This is a genomic window from Micromonospora sp. NPDC048930 (genome assembly GCF_043197935.1).
GTDB lineage: Bacteria > Actinomycetota > Actinomycetes > Mycobacteriales > Micromonosporaceae > Micromonospora.
In genome coordinates this window covers 259,215-279,974 of record NZ_JBICUB010000010.1, presented here as the reverse complement: position 1 = coordinate 279,974, position 20,760 = coordinate 259,215, and the positions used below count along the sequence as shown (strand labels likewise).

Below are 20,760 nucleotides of genomic sequence, written 5' to 3'. Positions count from 1 at the left end.
CGACCGGGGCCGGCTGGCCGCGCTGGTGGCGGTCCGGGACGCGATCCGGTACGCCGGTCCCACGCTAGGGCTCGACACGGAGGCCGCGCTGGCGGGGGGGGGGGGGGGGGGGGGGGGCCCCCCCCCCCCCCCCCCCCCCCCCCCCCCGCCACTCCCCGTCGAACCGCACCCCGGGCGTGAGGTGACCGTGATGACGCCGACCGTCAGCCGCCTGCTCCGCTGGGCCGCCGTGCTCGGGGTGGGTGTCGCCCTCACGCTCGCCGCCTGGCAGGACCCGGTGCTCGCGTACGGGCCGGGACGCTCCGGCCCCGGCACACCCGTGCTCGGGGTCGGGCTGGCCACCTCCGTCGGCGCGCTGGCCGGCGTCGGGCTGGCCCTGTCCGGGCGACGCCGGCCGCTGCGGGTGTCGCGGCGGCCGGTGCCGTCCCGTCCGGTCAGCGTGTCGCGGCCGCCAGGTAGGCGTCGATCTCGCCGTTGATCCGGGCCTGCTCCCCGGGCTCCAGGAACGACGCGGTGACCGCGTCCCGGGCCAGCGCGGCCAGCCCCTCCGGGCCGAGGTCGAGCAGCCGGGCCGCGACCGCGTACTCGTCGTTGAGGGTGGTGCCGAACATCGGCGGGTCGTCGGAGTTGATGCTGACCAGCAGCCCGGCCTCGACGAGCTGCGGCAGCGGGTGCTCCTCGATGCTGGCCACCGCCCGGGTGCGGACGTTGGAGGTGGGGCAGACCTCCAGCGGGATCCGCCGCTCGGCGAGATAGGTGAGCAACTCCGGGTCGAGCACGGCGGCGATGCCGTGGCCGATCCGCTCCGCACCCAGCTCGCGCAGCGCGTCCCAGATGGTCTCCGGGCCGGTGGTCTCGCCGGCGTGCGGCACCGAGCGCAGCCCGGCCGCCCGGGCCTGGTCGAAGTACGGCTTGAACTGCGGCCGGGGCACCCCGATCTCGGGGCCGCCCAGCCCGAAGCTGATCAGCCCGTCCGGCCGCTCCTCGAGGGCGATCCGCAGGGTCTCCTCGGCCGCCGGCAGGCCGGCCTCGCCGGGGATGTCGAAGCACCAGCGCAGGGCGATGCCGAAGTCCGCCTCGGCCCGCTTGCGGGCGTCCTCGATCGCCTCGCAGAACGCCGGCGCGGGGATGCCCCGGTGCACGTGCGAGTACGGCGTGACGGTCAGCTCGGCGTACCGGACCTGCTGCCGGGCCAGCTCCCGGGCCACCTCGTGGGTGAGGAGCCAGACGTCCTCCGGGTCCCGGATCAGGTCCACGACGCTGAGGTAGACCTCGATGAAGTGGGCGAAGTCGCGGAACGCGAAGTAGTCGGCGAGCTTCTCCGGGTCGGCCGGCACGGGGCTGCGCCCCTCGTGCCGGGCGGCCAGCTCGGCGACGATCCGGGGCGAGGCGGAGCCGACGTGGTGCACGTGCAGCTCCACCTTGGGCAGTCCGGCGATGAAGGTGGGCAGGTCGGTCACAGGCTCTCCTCTGCGCGGGCGCCGGTACGGGCCACCACGAAGATCCGGCGGAACGGGAAGTACACCTGACCCTGCCGCACCGGGTACGCCTCGGCGAGGCGTACCCCCAGCTCGGCGCGGAAGTCCGCCCAGCCGGCGGCGTCCAGCGCGGCCCGGACCGGGCGCAGCGCGGTCCCCTCCATCCAGGCCAGCACCGGATGGTCCGCGTCGGCGGCGGCCGGGAGCAGGTGCACGTAGGTAGTCTCCCAGGCGTCGACCGCGCAGCCGGCACCGACCAGCAGCGCGGCGTAGTCGACCGGCTCGTCGACGGGCGCCTCGCGCAGCAGCGGGGTCAGCGTGTCGCGCCAGCGGTCCCGCCCGGCGACCTCGCGCAGGGCCCGGTGCGAGGGAGCGGCGAAGTTCCCCGGCACCTGGAACGCCAGCCAGGCCCCGGCGGGCAGCTCGGCGGCCCAGCGGGTGAGCAGCGCCTGGTGGTCGGGCACCCACTGGAGCACCGCGTTGCAGACCACCACGTCCACGTCCGGCTCCGGGTGCCAGGACCGGACGTCCCCGACGGCGAAGCTGACCGGGGCGGCCAGCGCGACCGCCCGTTCGACCATCTCCGGGGCGGAGTCGAGGCCGCTCACCCGGGCGTCCGGCCAGCGCTCGGCGAGGGTGGCGGTGAGCGCGCCGGGGCCGCAGCCGAGGTCCACCACGGCCCGGGGGCGCTGCGCCGGGACCCGGGCGAGCAGGTCGTGGAAGGGCCGGGAGCGCTCGTCGCCGTAGCGCAGATAGGTGGTCGGGTCCCACATGACGGCCTCCAAACCGTACGTACGTCTTGTTGGACCGTACGGCCCGACGCGCGGCGCGCGCAAGGGCATCACTAGGCTCGGACGGATGGAACAGCGCAGCTTCGACCGGCTCGGCCGGCACGTCGGCAGCATCGGGCTCGGTGCCTGGCAGCTCGGCGCCGACTGGGGTGAGGTGAGCGAGAGCGCCGCCCTGGACGTCCTGGCCGCCGCCGTCGACGCCGGCGTCACCTTCCTCGACACCGCCGACGTGTACGGCGACGGTCGCAGCGAGCGGCTGATCGGCCGGTTCCTGCGCGAACACCCCGGGCACGGGCTCACCGTCGCCACCAAGATGGGCCGGCGGGTGCCGCAGACGCCGGAGGCGTACACCCTGGAGAACTTCCGGGCCTGGACCGACCGGTCCCGGGCCAACCTCGGCGTGGAGACCCTCGACCTGGTGCAGCTGCACTGCCCGCCCACCCCGGTCTTCGCCGACGACCGGGTGTACGACGCCCTGGACACCCTGGTCGCGGAGAAGCGGATCGCCGGCTACGGGGTCAGCGTGGAGACCTGCGACCAGGCGCTCACCGCCATCGCCCGGCCCGGGGTGGCCAGCGTGCAGATCATCCTCAACGCGGTCCGGCACAAGCCCCTGGAGCGGGTGCTGCCGGCCGCGCAGGCGGCCGGGGTCGGCATCATCGCCCGGGTGCCGCTGGCCAGCGGCCTGCTCTCCGGCCGGTACGACGAGCACACCACCTTCCCCGCGAACGACCACCGGAACTTCAACCGGCACGGCGAGTCCTTCGACGTCGGTGAGACCTTCTCCGGTGTGGACTACGACCTCGGGCTGACCGCCGTCCGCCGGCTCGCCCCGCTGGTCGGCGCCGACCGCACCATGGCCCAGTTCGCGCTCCGGTGGATCCTCGACCAGCCGGGCGTCACCGTGGTCATCCCCGGCGCGCGCGACGCCGAGCAGGCCCGGCGCAACGCCGCCGCGGCCGAACTGCCGCCGCTGACCGAGGTGGAGCTGGCCGCCGTCCGCGCGACGTACGACGAGCTGATCCGGCCGCAGGTGCACGACCGGTGGTGACCCCGGCCCGCCGGCCCCGCGGCGCGGCGTCGCCGGGAGCCGGTGCCGGCGGGCATGCTGGAGCCGGGCGGGCATCGTCGGAGGGGAAACGATGAGGGGCTGGTTCCGGCTCACCGTGGGGCTGCTGGCCGTCGTGGTGGGCGCGCTCTGGACCGTGCAGGGGCTGGGCTACGTGGACGGCAGCGTGATGACCGGCCAGCGGATCTGGGCGCTGATCGGTCCGGTGCTGGTCCTGATCGGACTCGTCGCGCTCTGGTACGGGCTGCGGGCCCGCCGCCGGCGGGGCTGAAGCCGGCACGGCCGCATTCGAAAAGGTCCACGGAATACGGAAAAGCCCCGCATCCCGAAACAGGACACGGGGCTTCGCGCCGGCCGGCGTGGCCGGCCCGGTAGCTCAGATGGGGCGGACCTGCTCGGCCTGCGGACCCTTCTGACCCTGGGCGATCTCGAACTCCACCCGCTGGTTCTCCTCCAGCGTGCGGTAGCCGCTGGTCTGGATGGCCGAGAAGTGGACGAACACGTCAGCACCCCCGCCGTCGACGGTGATGAAGCCGAAGCCCTTGTCAGCGTTGAACCACTTCACGGTTCCCTGCGCCATGTGTATCTCCTTCTAAAACTGGCGGCCGAGCACGCCGTGCGGCCGATTGGCCGTTTTCGAGCAGCGGCGCCTGAGGCGGCCCCCGGTGAAGGAGACTTCTCTCAACCCACGCGTCTCTCAACAGCGTGAGACAGCAAACCACGTACGCAAAAACTCTGCACAGCCTACCCGACGAAATTCTCCGACATGTGACCTGACGGTTGCGGCGGCTCCACTGGGCGGACCGGGGTGGACCATGCGAAAGGCCCCCTTCCCGGGTGCGGGAAAGGGGCCGACACGCGCGGAGGTCAGTCGGGCCAGCGGCCGGTGAGCCGGCGTACGCCGACCGCGCCACCCCGGTCCACGGCGGCCCGGACGACCGCGAAGATCGCGCCCTGCAACGCCGCGGCAGCCAGGATCTCGCCCCAGCCGCGGTCCTCGTCGGTGGCGCTGGGCGCCTCGCCGTCGCCCGCCGTGATCTTCCAAACCTGCCGGAAGATGACCCCGGCGACCGTACCGGCGGCCAGCCCGAGCAGCACCCCGACCGGCTTGTACGCGGCCTTGCCGATCCGGTTGCTCACCTGCGCCTCCCCCGGATGATCAACAGCACCACCGCGCCGGCCACCGCGCCGGCCGCCACGGCCGCCCACGGCAGCGGCCCGCGCGCGACCGTCCCCGCCTTCTGGTACGCCTGCGCCCGGGCCAGCCGGGCCCGCTGCGCCGCCCGCCCGCGCACCCGGGCCATGGTCAGCGCCGCCTGTTGGCGCATCCGCGCCTTCGCCTGCTCGGCGGACTGCCGCATCAGGGCCTTGACGTCGGCCCTGGCGGCCAGCAGTTCCATCGTCTCGCCCAGCTCCACCCGGGTCCGGCGGATCTCCTCGCGGAGCGCCGCCACGTCCCCGGTCCCGTTGCCGGTCATGCCCGCCTCCCGTCCTTCACCGCGGCGGTGACGGTGTCCACGTCCGCCCGGACGCTGCGGACCGTCGCCTCCGGCACCGGCGGGACGGCACGGCTGACCTGCTTCTTCCCGACCAGCGCGAGGATCCCGGCGAGCAGGAAGAGCGCCACCGCCACGATCAGGGCGGCCAGCCAGGCGGGCATCGCCAGCGCCAGCAGCAGGATCACCGCGGCGACCAGCGCGCCGGCGCCGTAGAGGGCCATCACCCCGCCGCCGCCGAACAGGCCGATCCCGATACCCGCGTGCCTGCCCTTCTGGGTCAGCTCCGCCCGGGCCAGGGCCAGCTCGTCCCGCACCAGGCGGGAGACCTGCTCCGTGGCCCGCTGCACCAGTTCGGCGGTGGACGGCTCGCTCCCGGTCCGCGACGTGCTGCGACTCGCGACGTCAGCCATGCTGTCCTCCTTTCATCATCACCGCGCTGTATGCCCGGAGTCGCCGCCCGTCAATCCTGCGCGGAACGGCCGGTCGGCCCGGCCGCGCGCCACCGGACGTCCGGCCCACCCGGGGGCGGACCGGAGCCGGGGCGTGCGCAGCAGGTCCCCCGGAACGGGCGGAACAAACCCACCGGAGCCGAATGTCCCGCCACCGGCGTCCCCCGTCCGGCAGGTGCAACGGGTACGCCCCGGTCCAGGTCACTCACCGCCGGACGGAACAGCCCCCGGCGCCGTGGGCGGCCGGGGGCTGCGGGGTGGTACGGAGTCAGCGGCGGGCGTCGGCGGGCTCGTCCGGGCCGACGAAGGCCTCGCTGCGCGCCTCGCCGTCGTCGCTGCCGCCGAAGACCCGGGCGTCGTCCGGGATCTCGGTGTCGGGCCGGCGGCGGATCGTCCGGCGCGGCGTCACCGCCTGCCACGGCAGCGGCGCCGAGGCGTCCCCCACCTCGGCCCGCACCCGGGGCAGCGCGGTCGGTCGCTGGTCGCGGATCCAGGACACCAGGTGCTCGCGGACCAGGCAGCGCAGGTCCCAGAGGCTGCCGGCGTCGGCGGCGCTGACCAGGGCGCGGAGTTTGACCATGCCGCCGGTCGCGTCGGTCACCTGGAGCACGCAGACCCGGCCGTCCCACAGCTCGGTGCTCTCGCAGAGCCGGCGCAGCTCCTCCCGCATCGCCTGCACGGGGATGGCCCAGTCGACGTCGAACTCGGCGGTGCCGAGCACCGCCGCCTCGGTCCGGGTCCAGTTCTGGAAGGGGGTGCTGGTGAAGTAGGAGGTGGGCAGGATCAGTCGGCGGTCGTCCCAGATCTGCACCACCACGTAGCTGAGGGTCAGCTCCTCGATCCGGCCCCACTCCCCCTCCACCACGACCACGTCGTCCAGGCGTACCGCGTCGCTGAAGGCGAGCTGGAGGCCGGCGAGGACGTTGCCGAGCAGGCTCTGCGCCGCGAGGGCGGCGACCACACCGACCACACCGGCGCTGGTCAGCACGCCCGCGCCGATGCCGCGTACGGCGGGGAAGGTCATCAGCATCACGCCGAGGGCGAGCACCACGATCACCGCGATGGTCAGCCGGCGCAGCAGCACCACCTGGGTACGCACCCGGCGGGCGTGCCGGTTGTTCGGCACGTCCACCCGGAACCGGGCCAGCGCCGTGTCCTCGATCACCACCAGCAGCGAGGCGACCAGCCAGGCCGTCGCCGCGATCAGGGCCAGCACCAGGGCGTGCAGGAGGACCTGCCGCCACGGGCTGCCGACCGCGTACAGGGTGCTGAACCGGACGGCGAGCTGCACGGCGAGCACGGTCACCGCCACCCGGAAGGGCCGGTGCGAGTGCTCGGTGAGCTCGGTCATCAGCACCGACCGCCGGCCGAGCCGGCGGATCACCCGGTGCACCACCCCGACCAGCAGCAGAGCGGCCGCCGCCGCGGCGACTGCGGCGACGCCCGTTCCGAGGTAGCTCTGCACGGACTCGTTCTCCCTCCAACCGGGGACGGATCGGGCAAAGGCCCAATGGTGCCCGGTGGTCCAGGTATCGACCAGGATCAGACCCGGCGGTACCGGGACTGGAGGAAGCAGTAGATCCCGAAGGCGGCGATGCCGAGCGCGGCGAGCGTCAGCAGCACCGGCCCGTACGACTGGTCGCGCAGGGTGCGCAGGGCCGCGTCCAGGCCCCGGGCCTTCTCCGGGTCGTACCGGGCCGCCGCCACCACGATCAGCAGGCCGGCGAGGGCGATGACCGCGCCCCGGGCGGCGTACCCGGCCATGCCGAGCCGGCGGGCCAAGGTGTGCGTCCGGGGGCTCATCTCGCCGGTCTTGAGGTTCCGCTCGAACTTCTTCCGGAGGCCGTAGACGACCATGCCGATGCCGATGGCGGCGATCACCAGGCCGGCCAGCCCGACCAGCCACCGGCCGCCGGTGGAGGCCATCAGCTTCTCGGAGAGCTGTTGCTGCTGTTGGGAGGCGTTGGCGCTGGCGTCCTGGAACACCTTGATCGCGGTCCAGCCGAGCCAGACGAAGACGATGGTGCGCGCGACGGGGGCGGTCCGCTCGAAGAGCTTCTCCTTGCCGCGCAGGAAGCGGTGGCCGATCACGGCCTCGAACGCCTGCCAGATCGCCATCGCGAACAGCCCGACGGCGATCGTGACGAGCAGGAACTTGCCGAGCGGCTGGGCACCGAGCGTCCGCAGGGCGCCGTTCTGGTTGGCCTCCTCGCCGGACGACCGGTCGAAGGCGATCTGCAGCGCGAGCCAGGCGAACAGGAGGTGCACCACCCCGTAGCCGATGAAACCGGCCCGGGTCAACAGTTCGAGCCATCTGCTGTGTCCGGCCTGGGCGGCGGTGGCTCCGGCGTTCCGGGTGAGTGACATGGCGCCACAATCTCCCGATGCGAAGATTTCCAAACGTCGGCCGCCGCCGCCCGGGCCGGCGGATCAGCTGTTGGGGTTGCGCGCCACCCGGATGACCACCTGCTGGTCGGTGACGCTGTCCAGGCTCACCTGGAAGCCGCCCACCTCGGTGGCCTGCTGGCCCACGGTGAGCGAGAGCTGCTCGCCGGCGACCTCGACGGTCACCTGGTCGCCCTGCGCGCCGACCAGCTTCGCCTCGACGCCGAGGATGGTCGCGCTGGCCTCGACGCCCCGGTCGAAGGTGACCGTGCAGGAGTCCAGGCCGCAGTCGGTGGAGGCGCCCTCCGAGCTGCACCCAGCCAGCAGCGCGGCGCCGAGGGCGAGGCCGGCCAGCAGGCCGGCAACGCGACGGACGGGGGTCGGCGAGGGGGATACGCGTCGGTTCGTCACCCGAGCAAGGGTACGAGACACCGGCCACCCACCCGAAGGCACGTAAGGAGGGGGCCCTTTACCCTCGCCAGGCGTTAGAAGGGGGCCCTTCCTTGCACGCTAGGGTCCCGGCATGCCCTTCGACATCGCCCGCGCCCGGGAGGCGTACCCCGCCCTGACCGAGGGATTCGTCCACTTCGACGGGGCCGGCGGCACCCAGACCGCCCAGCCGGTGATCGACGCGGTGGCCGCCGCGATGCGCGCCGCGACCGGCAACCGCAGCAGTGCCTTCGTCCCCGGCCGGCGGTCGCTGGACCTGGTCGCCGCGGCCCGCTCGGCGGTGGCCGACCTGGTCGGCGGGCAGCCCGCGGGCGTGGTGCTCGGGCCGAGCGCCACCGCGCTGACGTACACCCTGGCCCGGACCCTCGGCGCGGGCTGGCGCCCGGGTGACGAGGTGGTGGTCTCCCGGCTGGACCACGATGCCAACGTCCGGCCGTGGGTGCAGGCGGCGGAGGCCGCCGGCGCGACCGTCCGCTGGGCCGAGTTCGACCCGGCGACCGGCGAGCTGCCCGCCGGGCAGTACGCCGACCTGGTCGGCGAGCGCACCCGGCTGGTCGCGGTGACCGCCGGCAGCAACGCGATCGGCACCACGCCGGACGTGGCGTCGATCGCCAAGATCGCGCACGCGGCCGGCGCGCTGGTCTGCGTGGACGGCGTGCACGCGGTGCCGCACGGCCCCACCGACCTGACCTCGCTCGGCGCGGACTTCCTGGTCACCAGCGCGTACAAGTGGTCGGGGCCGCACCTGGCGGCGATGGTCGCCGACCCGGCCCGGTGGGAGACGCTGCGCCCGGCGAAGCTGCTCCCCTCCTCCGACACGGTCCCGGACCGGTTCGAGTACGGCACGCCGAGCTTCCCGCTGCTGGCCGGGGTGGCCGCCGCCGTCGACCACCTGGCCACCCTCGACCCGACGGCGACCGGCAGCCGCCGGGACCGGGTCCGGGCCGGCATGGCCGCCGCCCAGGCGCACGAGGAGGAGGTCTTCGACCGGCTGCTCGCCGGGCTGGCCGCGCGCCCGGCCGTCACCGTGTACGGCTCGCCGGCCCGGCGCTGCCCCACGGTGTCGTTCCGGGTCGCCGGGCTGGCCCCGGCGAAGACCGCGGCGCTGCTGGGCGCGGCCGGCCTCTGCCTCTCCTCCGGCGACTACTACGCCTACGAGTACTTCCGCACGATGGGGCTGCGGGACAGCGGCGGGGCGGTCCGGGCCAGCGTCTACCACTACAACACCGTCGAGGAGGTGGACCGGTTGCTGGCCGAACTGGACCGGCTGGCCGGTCCCGGGGAGAGAATGACCCGGTGAGTTTCCTGGTCGAGGAGAACCCCGCGAAGCGGCGGTTCGAGATCCTGGTCGACGACGCGCTGGCCGGGTTCACCGCGTACCTGCCGCAGGGCGAGGTGCTGGTCTTCACCCACACCGAGGTGGACGAGCCCTACCAGGGCATGGGCGTGGGCGCGGCGCTGATCCAGGGCACCCTGGACCAGATCCGCGCCCGCGGCGGCCGGGTGGTGCCGAAGTGCCCGTTCATGGCCGCGTTCATCCAGCGGCACCCGGCCTACGCCGACCTGGTCGTGCCCGAGCCCTGAGCACCCGCCGGTTCCGGGTCGCGCCGTCCGACCAGCCGAGCGGGGCCGGGCGCGGTCAGCGGGTGCCGGCGAGGAGTTCCGCGGCGGCCCGGGCGGCCGCCCGGGTGGCGCCGTGGGTGGCCACGTGCACCGCGCCGGTGACCAGCTCGGGCACCCCCAGCTCGACCACCACCGCGTCCGGCCGGGCGGCCAGGGTCCGGCTGACCGCCGCCCGCATCCACTCGTGCCGGTGCAGGTCGCGGACCACCAGCACCAGCGGGCGGCCGGCCGATCCGGCGGCCGGGTCGGCCGGGACGTCCCCCTCGGCGTACCGGGCGGTGGTGGTGCCCGGCACGAGCCCGGCCAGTGGCGCGGCGATCCCCCACGGGGTCTCCTCGCCGATCGCGATGTTGCGGGGCGGGGCGAACTCCACGACGTGCGCCGGCGCGGCCAGGGGCAGCCCCCCGGACCCGGCGGCGATCCGTAGCGCCCGGCGGGCGGCGGCCAGCCCGACCGCCGAGCCGTCGCCGCCCCGGACCACGGCCGGCCGGTGGGCCCGCGCGGTGACGCTCCACGCGGCGAGCTGGCCGACCCGCTTCGCCGCCTCGGCCAGCCGCTCCTCGGGCAGCTTCCCGGCGACGACCGCGGCGACGATCGCGTCCCGCAGCTGCGCCGCGTCCGCCTCGGTGGCCCGCTCCCCGCCCACGCAGATCGCGTCCGCCCCGGCGGCGAGGGCGCGCACCGCGGCGCCGGCGAAGCCGTATCGGTCGGCGACCGCCCGCATCTCCACCGCGTCGGTCACCACCACCCCCTGGAAGCCCAGCTCGTCCCGGAGCAGCCCGCCGAGGATGCGCGGGCTGAGGGTGGCCGGCAGCTCCGGGTCGAGCGCCGGCACCAGCAGGTGTCCGGTCATCACCGCCTGCACCCCGGCGGCCACCGCGGCCCGGAACGGGGCCAGCTCGACCGCGTCCAGGCGGGCCCGGTCGCCGCCGATGCGGGGCAGGTCGTGGTGCGAGTCGACCCGGGTGTCCCCGTGGCCGGGGAAGTGCTTGGCGCAGGCGGCCACGCCGCCGGACTGGAGCCCGCGTACCCAGGCGGCGGTGTGCCGGGCCACCAGGGCCGGGTCGGGGCCGAACGAGCGGACCCCGATCACCGGGTTGGCCGGGTTGGAGTTGACGTCGGCGTCCGGGGCGTAGTCGAGGGTGACGCCCAGGGCGGCCAGCTCGGTGCCGAGGTCCCTGGCCACCTCCTCGGTGAGGACCTCGTCGTCGACCGCGCCGAGGGCGAAGTTGCCGGGTCGCGAGCTGCCCCGGGCCGACTCGATCCGGGTGACGTCGCCGGCCTCCTCGTCGATCGCGACGATCACGTCGGCCCGCTCGGCCCGCAGGGTCGCGGTGAGCGCGGCGAGCTGTTCGTGGTCGACGACGTTGCGGGCGAACAGGACGACCGAGCCGAGCCCCTCGCCCAGCCAGCGGCAGATCCAGGGTGGCGGGGTGGTGCCGACGAACCCGGGTTGCAGGACGGCGGCGGCCAGGGCCGCCAGGTCTGGGCTCGCTCCCACGATCCGCTCGCTCATGCGCTGTCGTACCCCCGTCTCCCCACGGCCCGCCGCCCCGGCGGTGCTGACATGGTCACACCCGCGTCCCTAAATAGTCAACATTCCTAACTGTTAGCTGCTGGCGGACCCGGACCGCCCGTGGGAGAGTGCGAGCATGCCCGCCGCGCTGCTCGCCGACGCCACCACCGCCGCCGACATCCCCGGCGTACGCCTGCTCGGCCTGGTGGTGGGGGGCCTCTTCCTGCTGATCGCGATCCGCGCGATGTTCCGCCGCTGACCGGGTGTTCGGACCCCGTTCCGTCGGGGTACGGCGATCGTTGTCCGTACCGTGCACCGGACCGGCGAGGGGGAATCGGTGAAGATCGGCTACTTTCTGTCCAGCGAGGAGTACGCCCCGGCGGAGCTGCTGGCACAGGCCCGCGGCGCGGAGCGGGCCGGCTTCGAGGCACTGTGGATCTCCGACCACTACCACCCGTGGGTGGAGGCGCAGGGCCAGAGCCCCTTCGTCTGGTCCACCATCGGCGCGCTCAGCCAGGTCTGCCGGCTGCCGGTGACCACGGCGGTCACCTGCCCCACCATGCGCATCCACCCGGCGGTCATCGCGCAGGCCGCGGCGACCAGCGCGGTGCTGCACGAGGGCCGGTTCGTGCTCGGGGTGGGCACCGGCGAGGCGCTCAACGAGCACATCCTCGGGGCCGCGTGGCCGCAGGCCGACGTCCGGCTGGAGATGCTGGCCGAGGCCGTCGAGGTGATCCGCGAGCTGTGGCGCGGGAGCTTCGTCAACCACCACGGCAGGCACTACACCGTCGAGCACGCCCGGATCTACACCCGGCCGGACACGCCCCCGCCGATCTACGTCTCCGGCTTCGGCTCGAAGTCGATCGAGCTGGCCGCCCGGATCGGCGACGGCTACATCAGCACCAAGCCGGACGCGGAGATGGTCCGCCGGTTCCGGGACGCCGGCGGCGGGGACAAGCCGTGCCAGGCCGGCTTCAAGGCGGCGTACGCCGACAGCGCGGACGAGGGCGCGCGGATCGCGTACGAGAGGTGGCCGAACGCCGGGGTGCCGGGCGAACTGTCCCAGGTGCTCCCCTCCCCGCGCCACTTCGAGCAGGCCGCCCAACTGGTCCGACCCGAGATGATGAAGGAGTCGTTCGTCTGCGGCAACAGCGCCGACGCGCACCTCGAGATGATCGACAAGTACGCCAAGGCCGGCTTCGACGAGGTCTACGTGGCCAACACCGGGCCGCACTGGCAGGGCCTGTTCGACCTCTACCAGCGCGAGGTGCTGCCCCGGCTGCGCTGACCGCACGGGGCAATCAGCGCGTCGCGCGCGCGGCGCGTCCGCCGGTACGGTGCTCCCCGGAGGTGGCGGCATGACCCACGCGACGACGGCGACCGGACAGCCGGGGCGACCACTGCTCGTGGCACTGGCCGGGTTCCTGCCCGCGGTGCTGCTCAACGCGGCACCGCCGCTGCTGCTCCTCCGCTACGTCCACACCTTCACCGCGACCGCCGGCCCGGACAGCGGGTTCGACGTCCTCACCCTCGGCGCGGGCGCGCTGCTGCTCGTGGACGTGGGGCTGCTGCTCACCGCGCTGGTCGCGCTCTTCAAGCCGGCCGCGCGGCCGTGCGCGGCGGGCTACCTCGCCGGCGTCTTCGCGGTGATCCTCGCCCTGGTCGCGCTCGCCCCCCTGGTGGGGTGAGCCGACGCGGTTTCGGGGGTGATCGCCGGGGGTACCTGCGGCCACTGATGAAACTGACCACGCACTCCACGACGTTGCGCCGCGCGGCGCGCAGCCTCTTCGGCTGGACCACGCTCCGGCCCAACCAACTGGCCGCCATGCGCGCGGTCATGAAGCGACGCGACGCCCTGGTGGTGCTGCCCACCGGCGCCGGCAAGTCGGCGATCTACCAGATCCCGGCGAGCCTGATCCCCGGCCCCACGGTGGTCATCTCGCCGCTGCTGGCCCTGCAGCAGGACCAGATCGCGGCGCTCAACGAACGGCAACGCCCCGAGCTGCGGGCGGTCCGGATCAGCTCCGACGAGACCGCCCCACAGCAGGCCGAGGCGATCGACGAGATCCGCCGGGGCCGGGCCGAGTTCCTGTTCATCACCCCGGAGGCGCTGAGCAACCCGGACCGGACGGCCGAGGTCCGCTCGCTGCGGCCGGCCCTGGTGGCGGTCGACGAGGCGCACTGCATCTCCGCCTGGGGGCACGACTTCCGCCCGGACTACCTGGCCCTCGGGCACCTGATCGAGGGCATCGGCCGGCCGCCGGTGGTGGCCCTGACCGCCACCGCCTCCCCGCCGGTACGCGACGACATCATCGCCCGGCTCCGCCTGCGCGACCCCGAGGTGGTGGTCTCCGGGCTGGACCGGCCGAACCTCTTCCTCGAGGTGGCGCACTGCCCGACCGACGACTACCGGTGGCGGCGGCTGATCGCGCTGCTCCGCGACGACGAGCGCCCCGGCATCATCTACGTGCCGACCCGCCGGGCCGCCGAGGAGCTGGCGGGACGGCTGACCGACGCCGGCTTCCCGGCGCAGTACTACCACGGCGGCATGTCCACCAACGACCGCCATGAACTGCACGAGGCGTTCCTCGCCGACCAGGTGCCGATCATGGTGGCGACCTCGGCGTTCGGCATGGGCATCGACAAGCCGAACATCGCCTGGGTGGTGCACGTGGCGCTGCCCGACTCCCCGGACAGCTACTTCCAGGAGATCGGCCGCGCCGGCCGGGACGGCGAGCCGGCCCGGGTGCTGCTGCTGTGGCGGGCCGAGGACGTCGGCCTCCAGCGGTACTTCACCGGCGGCCTACCGGACGAGCGGGAGCTGCGGGAACTCGCCGCGCTGCTGCGTACGAAGGCGCGGAGCAGGAAGGAACTGCGCGAGCTGACCGGCCTCGGCCCCCGCAAGCTCGGCCAGTACCTGTCCCTGCTGGAGCAGATCGGCGCCGCCGAGCCCCGCCCCCGCCAGCGCGTCGGCGCCCCCCGGTACGCCCCGAAGGCCGCCGAGTCCGGCCGGGCGGCGCTCGCCGAGGCGGAACGGCAGCAGGCGGTCACCCGGTCGCGTACCGACATGATGCGCGCCTTCGCCGAGACCACCGGCTGCCGCGGCCAGGCGCTGCTGGCGTACTTCGGCGAGCAGATGCACGAGGTCTGCGGGCACTGCGACAACTGCCACGCCGGCACCAGCGTCGCCGACGACCGGGCGGTCGGGCCGTTCCCGGTGCACAGCCAGGTGCGGCACCCGGAGTGGGGCCCCGGCCTGGTGCTCAGCTACGAGGAGGACCGGATGACGGTGCTCTTCGACGAGGTGGGCTACAAGACGCTGTCCGTGCCCGTGGTGTCCGAACAGGGCCTGCTGACGCTCGACTAGCCTGACCCGGGCACCGCGGCGGTGCCCGTCGACAACGACGACCACGGCGAAAGGGGCTTGATCGTGATCGAGCAGCCGGCGTACACCGGGTTCGGTTTCTCCGACGAGGAGTGGGGCCTGCTGGTCGGGCTGCCGCAGGCGGTCCTCACCGCGGCGAGCGCGGCCGAGTCCGACGGCACCAAGCGCACCATGGCCGAGAACGCCGCCGGCCTGGAGACCATCTCCGCGGGGCGGGAGTCGGCCAGCCCGCTGGTGGCCGCCGTCGCCGGCGAGGTGGTCTCGCGGGTGGGTGACCCCGAGGCCGGCGCCGAGCTGCCGGTCATCACGCCCGCCGAGCCGCAGGCGATGATCGACGACGTGCTCGCCCGGGCCGGCCAGGCGGCCACCCTGCTGGCCGCCAAGGTGGACGAGGGGCAGGCCGGGGCGTACAAGCACTGGCTGGTGGAGATCGCCGAGCAGGTGGTGAGCGCCGCCGCCAGCGGCGGCCTCCTCGGCCTCGGCGGCGACGTGGTCAGCGACTCGGAGCGGCGCTTCCGGGACCGGCTGTCCCAGGTGCTCAACGACTGACCCCCGGTACCCGCGGACAGACAACAGACGAGATGATGCCGTCAATGACGGATGTCGGACGCCCCACGGCGGTCGCCTCGCGACCCGCCTGGGGCGTCTTCGACAGGAGCGGCTGACGCACCGCGGGGGGAGGTCGTTGATGGACGCCAAGCTGCCGCGGCACGTCCTCGACACGGAGCACGTGCCGCCGCCGGAGCGCTTCGGGATGTGGCTGGACATGATCGCCGACTCCCCCGCGCCGCTGCGGGTGCGGAGCGCGCACGCCGACGACTTCGTGGCGCGGGCGGAGTTCATCGAGCTGGGCCGGCTGCGCCTGGTCCGCTACCGCTACCCCTCGGTGGACTGCGTGCGGACCCGGAAGCTGATTCAGCGCTCCGACCCGGACTACTACTGCCTCGCCCTGACCACGACCGGCACCGGGGTCGCCGGGCAGCAGGGCCGGCAGAGCAGCTGCCAGCCCGGCGAGTTCACCTTCTACGACTGCTCCCGCCCGCACGAGGTGAGCCACCACGGCGACGACCACGGGCTCCGGCACGCCAGCTCCGTGGTGGCCTTCATCCCGTACGACGCGCTGCCGCTGTCCAGCGCCCGGCTCGCCCCGCTGTTCGCCGGCCGGATGTCCGGCACCGAGGGGATCGGGGCGCTGCTGGCGGACTACCTGATCCAGCTCAGCAGCCGACCGGAGCAGTACCACGCGGCGGACGCCGAGCGGCTGGCCGGCATCGGGCTGGACCTGGTCGCCACCATGCTCGGCCGGCACCTGGTCTCCGAGGACGAGGTCCCCACCGAGGTACGGCGCCGCGCCCTGCTCTCCCAGGTCCACGCCCACATCCGCCAGCATCTCGGCGAGCCGGCGCTCAGCCCGCAGGCCATCGCCGACGCGCACCACATCTCGGTCCGCTCCCTGCACCGGCTCTTCGAGGACGAGGAGACCACCGTGGCCGCGTACATCCGGGACCAGCGGCTGGAGCGGTGCCGCCTCGACCTCACCGACCCGATGCTGCGGAACCAGCCCGTCCAGCAGATCGCCGGCCGCTGGGGGTTCCGGGACAAGGCCCACTTCAGCCGGGCGTTCCGGGCCGCGTACGCCGAGACCCCGCAGGCGTACCGGATGCGGCACCTGGAAGCGGCACGCATCGTCAACACTCCGGCGTCCGTGGTCAACTCGCAGCCGACATACTGATTGTGGGCCGATTGCCGGGTGACCGGCGCGGCCCACTGGTATCGGGGGGCCGTGGCGTGGCGCCCGCGACGGTCCGTCGCGGGCGGCCGCCCGGTGCCGATGCCGCCGCCGTGCGACGGTCGACCTCCCGGACGCGCCACACCGACTCCGGCCCCGTCGTGCTTCCCCCCAGGACCGGCGACGGGGCCGGTCAGGCCTCCTTCAGCAGCTCCAGGACGACCTTCTCCATCGCCTCGCGCGGCATGTCCGGCGCGACCGGGGCCAGCACCCCGTCGTGGTAGAGGTCCACCACACGCGGGTCCACGTAGGACGTCCGCGCCACCGTGGGGGTGTTGCCGAGCAGCTCGGCGACCGAGCGCATCACCCCCGCGACCGCCCGCTTGCGCGCCGTGGCCGAGCGCTGCGCGCCGGCCGTCGCCAGCTCGGCGGCGGCCAGCACGGTCGCGTGCCAGGTACGGAAGTCCTTCGCCGTCATCTCCCCGCCGCTGGCGTCGCGCAGGTAGTCGTTGACCTCGTCGCTGCGCACGTCCCGCCAGGCCCGGCCGTCCCAGTAGCCGAAGAGGCGCTCCTGCCCGCGTCGCCGGCGGCGCAGGTTGGTCAGCACCCGGCACAGCTCGGCGTCCTCGATCCGGCGTACCTGCTCGATGCCGCCCTTCGCGGGGAACTCGAAGACCACGCAGCCGCCGCGGGAGCGGGCGTGCTCGGGCCGCAGGGTGGAGACGCCGAAGGTGGGGTCGTCCCCGGTGGCGTACTGGTCGCTGCCGACCCGGAACATGCCCAGGTCCAGCAGCCGGGTGACGGTGGCCAGCACCCGCTCCCGGCGCAGCCCGCGCAGCGTCAGGTCGTGGTCGACCCGGTCGCGCAGCACCGGCAGCCGGTGCGCCACCTCCAGCACGTGGTCGAACTTGGCCTCGTCCCGCTTCTGCCGCCACAGCGGGTGGTAGAGGTACTGCTTGCGCCCGGCCGCGTCGATCCCGGTGGCCTGGATGTGCCCGTTCGGGTACGGCGAGATCCACACGTCCTGCCAGGCCGGCGGGATCACCAGGTCGCGCAGCCGGGCCAGCTCGTCCGGGTCGCGGACCGGGTCGCCCTTCGCGTCGACGAAGAGCCAGCCCTTGCCGCGCCGCCGGCGTCCGTACCCCGGCCGGCCCGGATCGCTACGCCGCAACCGCACCGGAGACCCGCACCGCCCGTTCCGCGTCGTCCACGGCGGCCAGCACCTCGTCGACACCGACGGCCGCCAACGTCGGATGGGTATCTACCCCACCCGAGGCGGCCCAATCCCGCTCGGTCCCGGGGCCGGGCGTGACCCCGAGCACCCGGTGCCGGGGACGGTCCGGCGGCGGCCCCCAGCGCGCCGCCGGCACCGGGCCGAAGAGCACCACCGAGGCGGTGCCGTACCCGGTGGCCAGGTGGGCCACGCCGGTGTCCCCGCTGACCACCAGCCGGGCGTCGGCGACGAGGGCGGCCAGCTCGGCCAGGCCGGTCCGGCCGGCGAGCACCGCCTCCGGGGGCAGCCCGGCGGCGGCGGCCACCCGGTCGGCCAGCACCCGTTCGTCCGCGCTGCCGGTGACCACCACCCGGTGCCCGCGGCCGGCCAGCGCCCGGGCGAGCGCGGCGAAACGCGGCGCCGGCCAGCGCTTCGCCCGGATCTTGCTGCCTGGGTGCAGCACGGTGACGCCGGCCGGGACGCCGGCCGCGGCCGGGCGGCGCAGGGCCAGGTCGTCCGGGTCGGCCGGCAGGCCGTACCCGTGCAGCAGCCGGCACCAGCGGCGGACCTCGTGCTCGTCCTCGTCCCAGACCGGGCCGTGCGGGTGCCCGGCCTCGGCGTTGGCAAAGGCGAGCAGCCGGCGCGGCCGGGTGGCGGCCAGCATCCGGTGCGACTGCGGGCCCCGGCCGTGCAGGTTGACCGCGACCTCGGGCGGCTGCCCGGGCCAGGCCAGCCGGCCCAGGCCGTCGGTGGGCAGCACCCGGTCCACCACGCCGACCAGGTCGGCCAGCGGCGCCAGCCAGCCCGGCGCGGCCAGCACCAGCTCCCGATCGGGGAGGCCGGCCCGCAGCCCGCGCAGCGCCGGCACGGCCGTCGCGAGGTCGCCGACCCCGAGTGCCCGCAGCACCAGGATCACGGGTACGACGACTCCTGCTCGGCGCAGACCACCATCTCCCGGACCGCGCAGCCGGCCGGCTGGGAGAGGGCGAACATGACGGCGGCGGCCGTGTCGGCCGGCTCGTTGAGCGCGGCGTCGGGGCCGGGGCGGTACTGGGCGTCCCGCTCGTCGAAGAAGGCGGTGCGCATGCCGCCCGGGATGAGCAGGGTGACCCCGACCGCGCCGGCCAGCTCGGCGGCGAGCGCCCGGGTGAAGCCGACCACCCCGAACTTGGCCGCGCAGTACGCGGTGGCGTCGCTGACCGCCTTGACCCCGAGGGTGGAGGCGATGGTGACGATGCTGCCCCGGGACGCCTCCAGGTAGGGCAGCGCGGCCCGGATCACCGCCGCGGTGGCGAGCAGGTCCACCGTGACGATCCGTTCCCAGGTCTCGGCCGGGACGTCGATCAGCTTCCCCGGGACGTCCATGCCGGCCGCGGTCACCACGGCGTCCAGGCCGCCGGAGCGTTCCGCCAGCTCGCGGGTGGCCGCCTCGGCGGCCCGGGTGTCGGCCAGGTCGCACTCGACCCACGGCACCCCGTCGCCCGGCCGCTGCCGGTCCAGCACGAGGGGGCGGCCGCCGGCCCGGGCCACCGCGGTGACCACCGCCGCGCCCAGCCCGCTCGACCCGCCGGTGACCAGGACGACAGGGCCGGCCCCGGGACTGCTGCTCATGCCGTCGCCTCGCTTCGCTGGGCGCCGGCATGCGGCACCACGGCACGGTCCTGATGATTCGCTCGCTGGCGCCCGCTCATCGTGCTCCCTCCGCCGTCGACCGGGGGACCGCCGCCCGGCGCGCGTCCGTGGCGGCCGGCCAGGCGGCCGAGCCGCGGCCGGCCCGGGCCGCCGCGATCATGTCGGTGGTGGACCGCCCGTCCAGGTACGGCACGACCACCGTGTGCCCGCCCCAGCGGGCCAGGATCTCCGCCTCGGGCAGGGTCTCCTCGCCGCCGCCGGTGGCGTAGTCGCCGCCCTTGACCCAGATGTCCGGACGCAGCCAGGACAGCGCCGCGTGCGGGGTCGGCTCGTCGAAGATCAGGACGGCGTCGACGCAGCTCAGCGCGGCGAGCAGCCGGCTGCGGTCGCCCTCCGGCACGACCGGGCGCTCCGGTCCCTTCAGCCCGGCCACGCTGGCGTCGGAGTTGAGGCAGACGACGAGGCAGTCACCCAGCTGCCGGGCCGCCTGGAGGGTCGCCACGTGCCCGGCGTGCAGCAGGTCGAAGCAGCCGCCGGTGGCGACGACGGTGCCACCGGCGGCGCGTACCTCGGCGACCACCGCGCCCGCCGCGGCCGCCCCGATCCGGTCCCCGCCGCCGCCGACCACCACCGGCGCGGCCCGCCGCACCGGCGCGGGCAGCGCGGCGGCCACTCCCCCGCCGGCCACGTACGCGGACGCCTCGGCGACCGCCTCCTGCACCGCCTCGGAGACCAGCGCGCCCCGCGCCAGCGCGAGGGTGGCGGTGGCCGCGAACCGGTCGCCCGCCCCGCAGGTGTCCCCCTCGGCGGCGGGGGCGGGCACCACCAGCGGGGTGGAGCCGGCGTGGCAGAGCAGCGCGCCGTCCCCGCCGAGGGTCACCACCACCGCGCCGGCCTGCCAGCGCTGGCGCAGCGCCTGCGCGCCCCGGGCCGCGGTGACCAGCCGGGACGCGCCGGCCGGGGCCTTCGCCAGCTCCCGCGCCTCGGACTCGTTCGGGGTGGCCAGGTGCACCCCGGGGACCGCGGCCGGGCCGCGCGGGTGCGGGTCCCACACCACCGGGGCGCGGGTGGCGGCGAGCGCGGCCCGCAGCGCCGGCTGCCGCGCGACACCCCGCCCGTAGTCGCTGACCAGCACCGCGGACGCCTCGGCGATCAGGCGCAGCACGGCCTCGCTCGGCTCGCCCGCCTCGCCGGCCCGGCCACCCCGGTCGTGCCGCAGCAGCACCCGGCCCCGGGCGCGAAGCCGGATCTTCTCCGGGGTGGCGCCGGCCAGCGGCAGCCCGTACAGCTGCACCCCGGCGGCGGCGAGCAGGGAGCCGATCCGGGCCCCGCCGGCGTCGTCGGCGACGGCCGTGACCAGCGCGACCTCGGCCCCCGCGGCGGCGGCGAAGACGGCGGCCAGGCCGGCGCCGCCGGGCCGGTCGACGTACGTGGTCTCGTCGAGCACCGGCACCGGGGAGTCCGGGCAGAGCCGGTTCACCGTCCCCTCCACGTCCCGGTCCAGCAGGGTGTCGCCGATCACCACCACGGGTCCCGTCATG

At 75.0% G+C, this 20,760-nt stretch carries 25 protein-coding genes; 11 read left to right on the top strand and 14 right to left on the bottom strand.

All coding sequences use genetic code 11. The features are described 5' to 3' along the window. The first annotated feature begins 190 nt into the window (after window positions 1–190). On the top strand, window positions 191–478 hold the full coding sequence (locus ACGFI9_RS25790) for a hypothetical protein (RefSeq protein WP_393181737.1): 288 nt from the start codon (window positions 191–193) through the stop codon (window positions 476–478). Here the strand turns inward: ACGFI9_RS25790 and ACGFI9_RS25785 are convergent. Further along, entirely contained in the window at window positions 435–1,460 is a 1,026-nt protein-coding gene (locus ACGFI9_RS25785) for an adenosine deaminase (protein ID WP_393181735.1), read from the bottom strand. The two genes, ACGFI9_RS25790 and ACGFI9_RS25785, sit on opposite strands and share 44 nt — an antisense overlap. Beyond that, on the bottom strand, window positions 1,457–2,251 hold the full coding sequence (locus ACGFI9_RS25780; RefSeq protein WP_393181733.1) for a trans-aconitate 2-methyltransferase: 795 nt from the start codon (window positions 2,249–2,251) through the stop codon (window positions 1,457–1,459). The genes ACGFI9_RS25785 and ACGFI9_RS25780 overlap by 4 nt, the downstream gene beginning before the upstream one ends. 85 nt (window positions 2,252–2,336) lie before the next feature. On the opposite strand from ACGFI9_RS25780, the gene ACGFI9_RS25775 reads away from it, so the two are divergent. Continuing rightward, window positions 2,337–3,320, top strand: a complete 984-nt coding sequence (locus ACGFI9_RS25775; protein WP_393181732.1) for an aldo/keto reductase — start codon at window positions 2,337–2,339, stop codon at window positions 3,318–3,320. A 91-nt stretch (window positions 3,321–3,411) separates the two neighbouring features. Next, window positions 3,412–3,609, top strand: a complete 198-nt coding sequence (locus ACGFI9_RS25770) for a hypothetical protein (RefSeq protein WP_393181730.1) — start codon at window positions 3,412–3,414, stop codon at window positions 3,607–3,609. Between the two features lie 105 nt (window positions 3,610–3,714). Here ACGFI9_RS25770 and ACGFI9_RS25765 read toward each other — a convergent pair whose 3' ends face one another. The 7 genes from ACGFI9_RS25765 to ACGFI9_RS25735 form a co-directional block, all read right to left on the bottom strand. Beyond that, on the bottom strand, window positions 3,715–3,918 hold the full coding sequence (locus tag ACGFI9_RS25765; protein ID WP_007075740.1) for a cold-shock protein: 204 nt from the start codon (window positions 3,916–3,918) through the stop codon (window positions 3,715–3,717). Between the two features lie 287 nt (window positions 3,919–4,205). Then, entirely contained in the window at window positions 4,206–4,478 is a 273-nt protein-coding gene (locus ACGFI9_RS25760) for a DUF4235 domain-containing protein (RefSeq protein ID WP_393181728.1), read from the bottom strand. After that, on the bottom strand, window positions 4,475–4,816 hold the full coding sequence (locus ACGFI9_RS25755) for a DUF3618 domain-containing protein (RefSeq protein ID WP_393181727.1): 342 nt from the start codon (window positions 4,814–4,816) through the stop codon (window positions 4,475–4,477). Before ACGFI9_RS25755 ends, ACGFI9_RS25760 begins: the two co-directional genes overlap by 4 nt. After that, entirely contained in the window at window positions 4,813–5,247 is a 435-nt protein-coding gene (locus ACGFI9_RS25750; protein ID WP_393181726.1) for a phage holin family protein, read from the bottom strand. Before ACGFI9_RS25750 ends, ACGFI9_RS25755 begins: the two co-directional genes overlap by 4 nt. Window positions 5,248–5,554: 307 nt before the next feature. Then, a complete protein-coding gene (locus tag ACGFI9_RS25745; protein ID WP_393181724.1) occupies window positions 5,555–6,751 on the bottom strand; it encodes a mechanosensitive ion channel family protein in 1,197 nt (398 codons plus the stop codon). Window positions 6,752–6,828: 77 nt separating this feature from the next. After that, the gene (locus tag ACGFI9_RS25740; RefSeq protein ID WP_393181722.1) at window positions 6,829–7,653 is read right to left on the bottom strand and encodes a DUF1206 domain-containing protein; all 825 of its coding nucleotides are present in this window, start codon (window positions 7,651–7,653) and stop codon (window positions 6,829–6,831) included. 63 nt (window positions 7,654–7,716) lie between these two features. Next, window positions 7,717–8,082 carry a hypothetical protein gene (locus tag ACGFI9_RS25735; protein WP_393181720.1) on the bottom strand — a complete coding sequence of 122 codons (366 nt, stop codon included), beginning with the start codon at window positions 8,080–8,082 and terminating at the stop codon, window positions 7,717–7,719. A gap of 112 nt (window positions 8,083–8,194) precedes the next feature. Here ACGFI9_RS25735 and ACGFI9_RS25730 point away from each other — a divergent pair, with 112 nt between their 5' ends. Both ACGFI9_RS25730 and ACGFI9_RS25725 read left to right on the top strand, forming a co-directional pair. After that, the gene (locus tag ACGFI9_RS25730; protein ID WP_393181719.1) at window positions 8,195–9,421 is read left to right on the top strand and encodes a cysteine desulfurase-like protein; all 1,227 of its coding nucleotides are present in this window, start codon (window positions 8,195–8,197) and stop codon (window positions 9,419–9,421) included. Further along, window positions 9,418–9,705 carry a GNAT family N-acetyltransferase gene (locus tag ACGFI9_RS25725; protein ID WP_393181717.1) on the top strand — a complete coding sequence of 96 codons (288 nt, stop codon included), beginning with the start codon at window positions 9,418–9,420 and terminating at the stop codon, window positions 9,703–9,705. Before ACGFI9_RS25730 ends, ACGFI9_RS25725 begins: the two co-directional genes overlap by 4 nt. 55 nt (window positions 9,706–9,760) lie before the next feature. On the opposite strand, the gene ACGFI9_RS25720 is transcribed toward ACGFI9_RS25725, so the two are convergent. Beyond that, complete coding sequence (locus tag ACGFI9_RS25720) at window positions 9,761–11,260, bottom strand: glycoside hydrolase family 3 protein (protein ID WP_393181715.1); 1,500 nt, start codon at window positions 11,258–11,260, stop codon at window positions 9,761–9,763. A 136-nt stretch (window positions 11,261–11,396) separates the two neighbouring features. Here ACGFI9_RS25720 and ACGFI9_RS25715 point away from each other — a divergent pair, with 136 nt between their 5' ends. The 6 genes from ACGFI9_RS25715 (at window position 11,397) to ACGFI9_RS25690 (ending at window position 16,377) form a co-directional block, all read left to right on the top strand. Further along, a complete protein-coding gene (locus ACGFI9_RS25715) occupies window positions 11,397–11,519 on the top strand; it encodes a hypothetical protein (protein ID WP_393181713.1) in 123 nt (40 codons plus the stop codon). 78 nt (window positions 11,520–11,597) lie between these two features. Beyond that, window positions 11,598–12,548 (top strand): TIGR03557 family F420-dependent LLM class oxidoreductase, encoded by a 951-nt coding sequence (locus ACGFI9_RS25710; protein WP_393181712.1) that lies wholly within the window; start codon window positions 11,598–11,600, stop codon window positions 12,546–12,548. A gap of 70 nt (window positions 12,549–12,618) precedes the next feature. After that, the gene (locus ACGFI9_RS25705) at window positions 12,619–12,948 is read left to right on the top strand and encodes a hypothetical protein (RefSeq protein WP_393181710.1); all 330 of its coding nucleotides are present in this window, start codon (window positions 12,619–12,621) and stop codon (window positions 12,946–12,948) included. A gap of 47 nt (window positions 12,949–12,995) precedes the next feature. Then, window positions 12,996–14,627, top strand: a complete 1,632-nt coding sequence (locus tag ACGFI9_RS25700) for a RecQ family ATP-dependent DNA helicase (protein ID WP_393181708.1) — start codon at window positions 12,996–12,998, stop codon at window positions 14,625–14,627. A 63-nt stretch (window positions 14,628–14,690) separates the two neighbouring features. After that, window positions 14,691–15,194, top strand: coding sequence for a hypothetical protein (locus tag ACGFI9_RS25695; RefSeq protein ID WP_393181707.1), 504 nt, complete (start codon window positions 14,691–14,693; stop codon window positions 15,192–15,194). A 139-nt stretch (window positions 15,195–15,333) separates the two neighbouring features. Then, window positions 15,334–16,377, top strand: coding sequence for a helix-turn-helix domain-containing protein (locus ACGFI9_RS25690; protein WP_393181705.1), 1,044 nt, complete (start codon window positions 15,334–15,336; stop codon window positions 16,375–16,377). Between the two features lie 190 nt (window positions 16,378–16,567). Here the strand turns inward: ACGFI9_RS25690 and ACGFI9_RS25685 are convergent, their stop codons facing one another. The 4 genes from ACGFI9_RS25685 to ACGFI9_RS25670 all read right to left on the bottom strand — a co-directional run bounded on the left by ACGFI9_RS25685 (window position 16,568) and on the right by ACGFI9_RS25670 (window position 20,759). Beyond that, the gene (locus tag ACGFI9_RS25685) at window positions 16,568–17,551 is read right to left on the bottom strand and encodes a DNA topoisomerase IB (protein WP_393181703.1); all 984 of its coding nucleotides are present in this window, start codon (window positions 17,549–17,551) and stop codon (window positions 16,568–16,570) included. Beyond that, on the bottom strand, window positions 17,535–18,503 hold the full coding sequence (locus tag ACGFI9_RS25680) for a glycosyltransferase family 9 protein (RefSeq protein WP_393181701.1): 969 nt from the start codon (window positions 18,501–18,503) through the stop codon (window positions 17,535–17,537). The genes ACGFI9_RS25685 and ACGFI9_RS25680 overlap by 17 nt, the downstream gene beginning before the upstream one ends. Then, a complete protein-coding gene (locus tag ACGFI9_RS25675) occupies window positions 18,500–19,198 on the bottom strand; it encodes an SDR family oxidoreductase (protein ID WP_393181699.1) in 699 nt (232 codons plus the stop codon). Before ACGFI9_RS25675 ends, ACGFI9_RS25680 begins: the two co-directional genes overlap by 4 nt. Before the next feature lie 76 nt (window positions 19,199–19,274). Continuing rightward, complete coding sequence (locus ACGFI9_RS25670; RefSeq protein WP_393181697.1) at window positions 19,275–20,759, bottom strand: PfkB family carbohydrate kinase; 1,485 nt, start codon at window positions 20,757–20,759, stop codon at window positions 19,275–19,277. Window position 20,760 lies beyond the last annotated feature (1 nt).

Bases quoted from the DNA above. Each gene is read 5' to 3' on its own strand.
- ACGFI9_RS25790 (WP_393181737.1), top strand. From the start codon at position 191: ATGACGCCGACCGTCAGCCGCCTGCTCCGCTGGGCCGCCGTGCTCGGG.
- ACGFI9_RS25780 (WP_393181733.1), bottom strand. From the start codon at position 2,251: ATGTGGGACCCGACCACCTATCTGCGCTACGGCGACGAGCGCTCCCGG.
- ACGFI9_RS25775 (WP_393181732.1), top strand. From the start codon at position 2,337: ATGGAACAGCGCAGCTTCGACCGGCTCGGCCGGCACGTCGGCAGCATC.
- ACGFI9_RS25770 (WP_393181730.1), top strand. From the start codon at position 3,412: ATGAGGGGCTGGTTCCGGCTCACCGTGGGGCTGCTGGCCGTCGTGGTG.
- ACGFI9_RS25765 (WP_007075740.1), bottom strand. From the start codon at position 3,918: ATGGCGCAGGGAACCGTGAAGTGGTTCAACGCTGACAAGGGCTTCGGC.
- ACGFI9_RS25755 (WP_393181727.1), bottom strand. From the start codon at position 4,816: ATGACCGGCAACGGGACCGGGGACGTGGCGGCGCTCCGCGAGGAGATC.
- ACGFI9_RS25750 (WP_393181726.1), bottom strand. From the start codon at position 5,247: ATGGCTGACGTCGCGAGTCGCAGCACGTCGCGGACCGGGAGCGAGCCG.
- ACGFI9_RS25740 (WP_393181722.1), bottom strand. From the start codon at position 7,653: ATGTCACTCACCCGGAACGCCGGAGCCACCGCCGCCCAGGCCGGACAC.
- ACGFI9_RS25730 (WP_393181719.1), top strand. From the start codon at position 8,195: ATGCCCTTCGACATCGCCCGCGCCCGGGAGGCGTACCCCGCCCTGACC.
- ACGFI9_RS25720 (WP_393181715.1), bottom strand. From the start codon at position 11,260: ATGAGCGAGCGGATCGTGGGAGCGAGCCCAGACCTGGCGGCCCTGGCC.
- ACGFI9_RS25715 (WP_393181713.1), top strand. From the start codon at position 11,397: ATGCCCGCCGCGCTGCTCGCCGACGCCACCACCGCCGCCGACATCCCC.
- ACGFI9_RS25705 (WP_393181710.1), top strand. From the start codon at position 12,619: ATGACCCACGCGACGACGGCGACCGGACAGCCGGGGCGACCACTGCTC.
- ACGFI9_RS25700 (WP_393181708.1), top strand. From the start codon at position 12,996: ATGAAACTGACCACGCACTCCACGACGTTGCGCCGCGCGGCGCGCAGC.
- ACGFI9_RS25690 (WP_393181705.1), top strand. From the start codon at position 15,334: ATGGACGCCAAGCTGCCGCGGCACGTCCTCGACACGGAGCACGTGCCG.
- ACGFI9_RS25675 (WP_393181699.1), bottom strand. From the start codon at position 19,198: ATGAGCAGCAGTCCCGGGGCCGGCCCTGTCGTCCTGGTCACCGGCGGG.
- ACGFI9_RS25670 (WP_393181697.1), bottom strand. From the start codon at position 20,759: ATGACGGGACCCGTGGTGGTGATCGGCGACACCCTGCTGGACCGGGAC.